The organism is Shewanella sp. SG41-4 (assembly GCF_014164505.1).
Lineage (GTDB): Bacteria > Pseudomonadota > Gammaproteobacteria > Enterobacterales > Shewanellaceae > Shewanella.
Genome location: NZ_JACJFI010000237.1, coordinates 1 through 6,098, shown reverse-complemented (window position 1 = coordinate 6,098; position 6,098 = coordinate 1). Strand labels below are relative to the sequence as shown.

Annotated in this window: 5 protein-coding genes and 1 pseudogene; all 6 read left to right on the top strand. The window is 40.6% G+C overall.

The features are described 5' to 3' along the window. On the top strand, positions 1-2,081 hold a 2,081-nt coding region (locus H5202_RS17005; protein ID WP_182773124.1), incomplete at its 5' end, for a heavy metal translocating P-type ATPase. Then, positions 2,078-2,239: pseudogene (ccoS, locus tag H5202_RS24680) on the top strand (cbb3-type cytochrome oxidase assembly protein CcoS); the annotation flags it as partial. The gene H5202_RS17005 and the pseudogene ccoS, both read left to right, overlap by 4 nt. 185 nt (positions 2,240-2,424) lie before the next feature. Beyond that, on the top strand, positions 2,425-3,114 hold the full coding sequence (locus H5202_RS16995) for an urease accessory protein UreH domain-containing protein (protein WP_182773122.1): 690 nt from the start codon (positions 2,425-2,427) through the stop codon (positions 3,112-3,114). A gap of 221 nt (positions 3,115-3,335) precedes the next feature. Beyond that, positions 3,336-4,088 (top strand): electron transport transcriptional regulator EtrA, encoded by a 753-nt coding sequence (etrA, locus tag H5202_RS16990; protein WP_182773121.1) that lies wholly within the window; start codon positions 3,336-3,338, stop codon positions 4,086-4,088. Positions 4,089-4,186: 98 nt separating this feature from the next. Next, on the top strand, positions 4,187-5,116 hold the full coding sequence (gene uspE / locus H5202_RS16985; protein WP_182773120.1) for a universal stress protein UspE: 930 nt from the start codon (positions 4,187-4,189) through the stop codon (positions 5,114-5,116). Positions 5,117-5,206: 90 nt separating this feature from the next. Next, on the top strand, positions 5,207-6,098 hold an 892-nt coding region (gene ttcA / locus H5202_RS16980; protein ID WP_182773119.1), incomplete at its 3' end, for a tRNA 2-thiocytidine(32) synthetase TtcA.

Here is a 6,098-nt window from a genome sequence, read left to right as displayed (position 1 = left end):
CGTGGTTAATTGAACATAAACTCAAACCTATTGCTGGTGTCAACAATGTGTTGGGTAACTCAACCACACAACGCGCGTTAGTGAGTTGGGATAGTCAAATTATTCAGCTCAGCGAAATTTTGCAGATTATCAGTAAAATTGGCTATCAAGCTGCGCCCTACCAAGTTGATGAGCAAGAAAAACAATCAAAAGCAGACAGTCGTAAATTTTTACTCCGCCTAGGACTTGCAGGTTTTGCCACCATGCAGGTGATGATGTTTGCCCTCGCCTTATACACAGGATACTTTACTGATCTTGATGTCGAGTTTCGCGATTACTTTCGCTGGGTGAGTCTAATTTTTGCTACTCCAGTGGTGTTGTATTCTGCGCAACCCTTTTATTTCAGTGCGCTTCGTAGTCTATTAAGTGGCAAGCTTAATATGGATGTCTCTGTCTCTATCGCTATTTTTGGTGCATATGTAGCCAGTTGTGTGGCAACCATTCAGGCTAATGGCGAAGTGTATTTTGAATCAGTTTCCATGTTTACTTTCTTCTTATTACTTGGTCGCTATTTTGAGCAAACAGCCAGACAAAAAGCCTCTGTTAGTTCGAGCAATTTGCATAAATTGGTTCCTTTGACCGCACATTTATACCGTGATGGCGAAATTACAGAGATTGCTGCTAAGCAGTTAGTCATTGGCGATATTATTTTGGTCAAACCTGGTGAAGTTATTGCGGCAGATGCAGAGGTGGTTGCTGGCCTATCAAGCGTCAACGAAGCGATGCTAACCGGTGAACAAATGCCAATAGGCAAACAGGTATCTGATACCGTCTATGCAGGTACCATTAATGTCGAACAGCCTCTTGAGGTTAAAGTCACTGCGTTAGGGCAAGACCAACTCGTGGCTGAAATTATTCGCTTACAAGAACTAGCATCAAACAACAAGCCGGCAATCGCTTTGGTGGCCGACCGCTTAGCTCGGTACTTTTCGGCGACAATATTATCGATAGCGGCAATAACCTACGGTGTTTGGCTATTTATTTCCCCTGAAGATGCCTTTTGGATCACTTTGTCTGTATTAGTTGCCACTTGTCCATGTGCCCTCGCCCTTGCTACGCCCACCGCGGTAACATGCGCGACAGCAATTTTTACCAAGTTAGGTGTTATTCCGCGAAAAACCGGGATTTTCGAAAAACTCACTAAAATAGATCATGTGGTATTTGATAAAACAGGAACCTTAACCTGCGGTCAATTATCGATTGGTCAAGTTCAAACTTTTGGCGGATATTCATCGGAGCAGGTGCTATCGTTAGCCGCCGCGATTGAGCAAGGCTCTTTACACCCGATTGCATTAGCATTTAAGGTTTTTTTTGATAATAAACACTTTGTTGAAAATGTTGATCATCATATTGGTTTAGGCATTCGCGCCAGTATCGGCCAACAGCAAGTTTGTATTGGTACGGCACAATTTGTTACCCCGAATGCTGATTTAGTGGCTTTGCAGGCAAATGAAAGTCAGTGGGTATATCTGTCTCTCGATAACCAATTGATCGCTAAAATTGAAATGCTAGACGAATTAAGAGTCGACAGTTTAGCCACCGTAAATGCCTTAAAAGCAGCTAACATCAAACTCAGTATTGCCAGTGGCGATAATTCGGGTCATGTTGAGTTTTTAGCAAATAAACTTGGCATTTTGGATGTGCATTCAGGTTTATCTCCGCAAGATAAGTTAGCGTTAGTGAATAAATTGCAGCAACAAGCTAATGTGGCTATGTTCGGTGATGGTATTAATGACGCGCCAGTGCTTGCTGGAGCAAATTTGTCTGTTGCGATGGGAAGTGGCAGTGCTATTGCCAAAAACAGTGCCGACTTAATTTTACTGGGCGATCATTTGTCACGTTTTAATGATGCTATTTTTGTCGCTAAAAAAGCACAACGAATTATTCATCAAAATTTATTATGGGCTTTTGCCTATAACATGGTTATTTTACCATTAGCGGTGACTGGGCATGTAGCCCCATATATTGCTGCGATTGGCATGTCGGTTAGCTCACTTATTGTGGTGACTAACAGCTTACGCCTTCTTAGGATAAAATTATGAGTATCATTTACGTGTTAATACCGATTGCGATGTTGTTTGTATTGATAGCAGTCTCTATTGTCTTTTGGGCAGTAAAGTCTGAGCAATTTGATGATTTAGATAGACAAAGCGTGTCTATTTTATTTGATGAAGACGATAGCGGTTTGAACACCAACAATAGTGCTAATGACAACTCTTCTAGTGTAAGTTCTACTGCGAACTTTTCCGCCGACAGCGCTATAACCAATACGACACAAACTAATCATTCTCAAGTTAGCGGCTCTTTGAATACCGATGCTGTTCATAACAATACAGTTGAGCCAGTTCTCTCATCCACCACTCACACTAAACCAGAGTAAATTCAGTGATTGAATATAATGTAGGTGGCGCATTTATTGTGGGGTTAATGGGGGCTGCACATTGTTTTGGAATGTGCGGTGGATTAATTGGGGCTTTTTCAGCGAATATACCCACTAATGGTCAAACCCGCTTAGGCACACAACTGAAATTTCTTTTGGGTTACAACTTCGGACGTATTTTTAGTTACACCGTCGCTGGTGCTATTGTTGGTGGCAGTGTCTCTGCCCTTGGTCATTTATTTGATGTCGATAGTTATTTAATCTTCCTCCGGATTTTTGCCGGAACCATGATGATATTGACAGGGTTGTATATAGCCCAGATATGGTTTGGCATTGTTCATATTGAAAAACTCGGCAAAATATTGTGGCGCTATTTACAACCATTAACACGTAAATTCATCCCAATTACCCATCCGTTACAAGCCGTTATGGCAGGAATGGTGTGGGGGTGGCTACCCTGCGGCTTAGTTTACAGCACATTAACTTGGTCTGTTGCATCTGGTAGTGCATTACAAGGTGGCTTGATTATGTTTGCGTTTGGTTTAGGGACTTTACCCGCTTTGTTTGCAGCAGGATTAGCGGCTAAAACCTTGGCCCAATGGGTACAAAAACGCGCTGTAAGATTATTCAGCGGAGGGCTATTGGTGTTATTTGGTTTGCAAACGCTTTACATTGCTTTTAATCAACTAAACTAGTTTATCTTGGGTATTTAAGCACGTATTGTAATTAAACTATTGTGGTTCCAAATTTTGGTTTCTGCAGTGCGTTGCAGCGAAGTGAGTTGCAATTGTGCTTTAAAATGTCATTATTACAGCGTCCGTTTTCTTCATATAATAAGTGTGACTGTGAGGTTGGGAGTACCTTATTAATGCGGAATGGTATAACATGTTAACGACTTCATAAAATGAGAGTGGGTATGTCATCAGATTTGAGTAAACCTCGTCGTCCCTCTACTAGCGGTTGCGCCATCCATTGCCACGACTGCAGTATGGAAGCCCTGTGTATCCCTTTTACGTTAAACAATGACGAGATTGATAAACTCGATAATATTATTGAACGTAAAAAGCCCATACAAAAAGGCGACCTTATCTTCAAGTCAGGTGACGTGCTTAAGTCATTGTATGCAATTCGCTCCGGTACAATCAAAAGCTATACCATTACTGAGCAAGGAGATGAGCAAATTACTGGATTCCATTTGGCGGGTGACGTCATTGGTTTTGATGGTATTCATGCACAACGTCATCAAAGTTTTGCCCAAGCTTTAGAAACCTCAATGGTCTGCGAAATCCCCTATGAAACCTTAGATGAACTCTCGGGTTCTATGCCTAAGCTACGTCAACAAATTATGCGTTTAATGAGCAATGAAATCATGAGCGATCAAGAGATGATCCTCCTGCTTTCAAAGAAAAATGCTGAAGAACGTTTAGCAGCATTTATCAATAACCTGGCTAATCGCTTTGGTAACAGAGGCTTCTCGCCTCATGAGTTTCGTCTAACAATGACCCGTGGTGACATTGGTAATTATTTAGGTTTAACTGTTGAAACCATTAGCCGTTTATTAGGCCGGTTTCAAAAATCAGGTTTAATTGTAGTTAAAGGTAAGTATATTTCTATTATCGATCATTCAGCGTTAAGTACCCTTGCTGGAAACGCTCGAATTGCCACTTAAATTTGAATTATATGATCTATCTCAAAGTTAATTTATTAGCAAACGGTAATACTATCAATAAGTAATGTAAATAAAAACTCAACAGCTTTGGAGGTTATATGAAGGATTATAAGAAGATATTGGTGGTGATTAATCCTACAACGGATCATCAACCCGCATTGGCACGTGCTGTTGAATTAGCGTCAAAAAGTCAGGCAGAGATTACTGCTTTTTTATCAATTTTTGACTTCTCATATGAAATGACCTCAATTTTGTCCAGCCAAGAACGTGAAGCAATGCGCCAAGGTGTGATTGATCAACGTGTAGCTTGGTTGGAAAATGCTATAGATGGCTTCAGTAAACTCAATATAAAAATTAATACCGAAGTTGTGTGGCATAACCGCCCTTTTGAAAGCGTGATTAATCATGCGATGAAAGGCAATTATGATTTAATTGTAAAAAGCACCCATGAACATGACAAATTAAAAGCCGTCATTTTTACGCCAACAGATTGGCATTTAATGCGTAAATCACCTGTTCCAGTTTTATTAGTCAAGGAACACGATTGGCCAGTGGCAGGAAAAATTGTTTGTGCGGTTAATGTGGTCACTGAAGATGAAGATCATCAAACTCTTAACGGCAAAATTATTAATCACGCACTCGATTTAGCTAAAAAATTCTCTGCTAGTGTGCACCTAGTCAATGGTTATCCTGGTACGCCGGTAAATTTGGCCATTGAACTGCCCGACTTTGATGCCAATGTGTATAACAACACAGTGCGCATGCAACATGAGCAAAGAGTACAGTATTTAGCTCAAGCATATAATATTCCGCTTGAAAATTGCCATGTTGAAGAAGGTTTGCCAGAAGATGTGATTCCAGAAATGGCTGCAAAATTAGATGCCGAATTAGTGGTTCTAGGTACTGTTGGTCGTACTGGTTTTTCTGCCGCATTAATTGGTAATACTGCTGAACATGTCATCGATAGCATTAATTGCGATTTGTTAGCGATTAAACCAGATGGGTATAAATCACCTTTAGAAGATTAGTCTCCAATAGAAGAGGTTAACTTCTTTACCCTGACCTCGAATACTGGAATAATACGCGCCCTGAAACACTTGGTTACTGGGCGCATTTTTATGTCTGAAGTTGATACAATCGCTAAACAAAATATTACTCGTATGAATAAACTGCAAAAGCGTTTACGACATGAAGTCGGTTCAGCCATTGCAGACTACAATATGATCGAAGATGGTGATCGTGTTATGTGCTGCCTTTCCGGCGGCAAAGACAGCTACACCATGCTGGATATTTTATTAACCCTTCAACAACGTGCCCCTATCAAATTTGAAATTGTGGCCGTTAACCTAGACCAAAAGCAACCAGGGTTTCCTGAACACGTGCTGCCAGCTTATTTAGATAAGTTAGGTGTGGCTTATCATATTCTTGAGAAAGACACTTACTCTATCGTTAAAGAAAAGATCCCTGAAGGCAAAACGACATGTTCACTTTGCTCTCGATTACGTCGTGGAACGCTTTATGGATTTGCCCAACATATTGGCGCCACAAAAATTGCTTTAGGTCATCATCGCGATGATATTATTGAAACCATGTTTTTGAATATGTTTTATGCGGGCAAACAAAAAGCAATGCCGCCTAAATTATTGTCTGATGATGGCGCTAATATGGTCATTCGTCCATTGGCCTATTGCCGTGAAAAAGATATTGAAGAATATTCGAACCTAAAGTCGTTTCCGATCATTCCTTGCAACTTATGCGGCTCACAAGAAAACTTAAAACGTGGCGCAGTTAAAGACATGTTACAAATGTGGGATAAGCAACACCCTGGTCGTATTGAAACTATTTTTACTGCAATGCAGAACACCTCACCTTCACAAGGTGTTGATCGCGAGAATTTTGATTTTATATCATTAAAGCGTAATCCCGATGCTGTTAACACCGGTGATGTAGCCGACGCTGACTTACCTGCTTTTGATTTTGTTGATATCAGTAATAATGGTCATATCAACT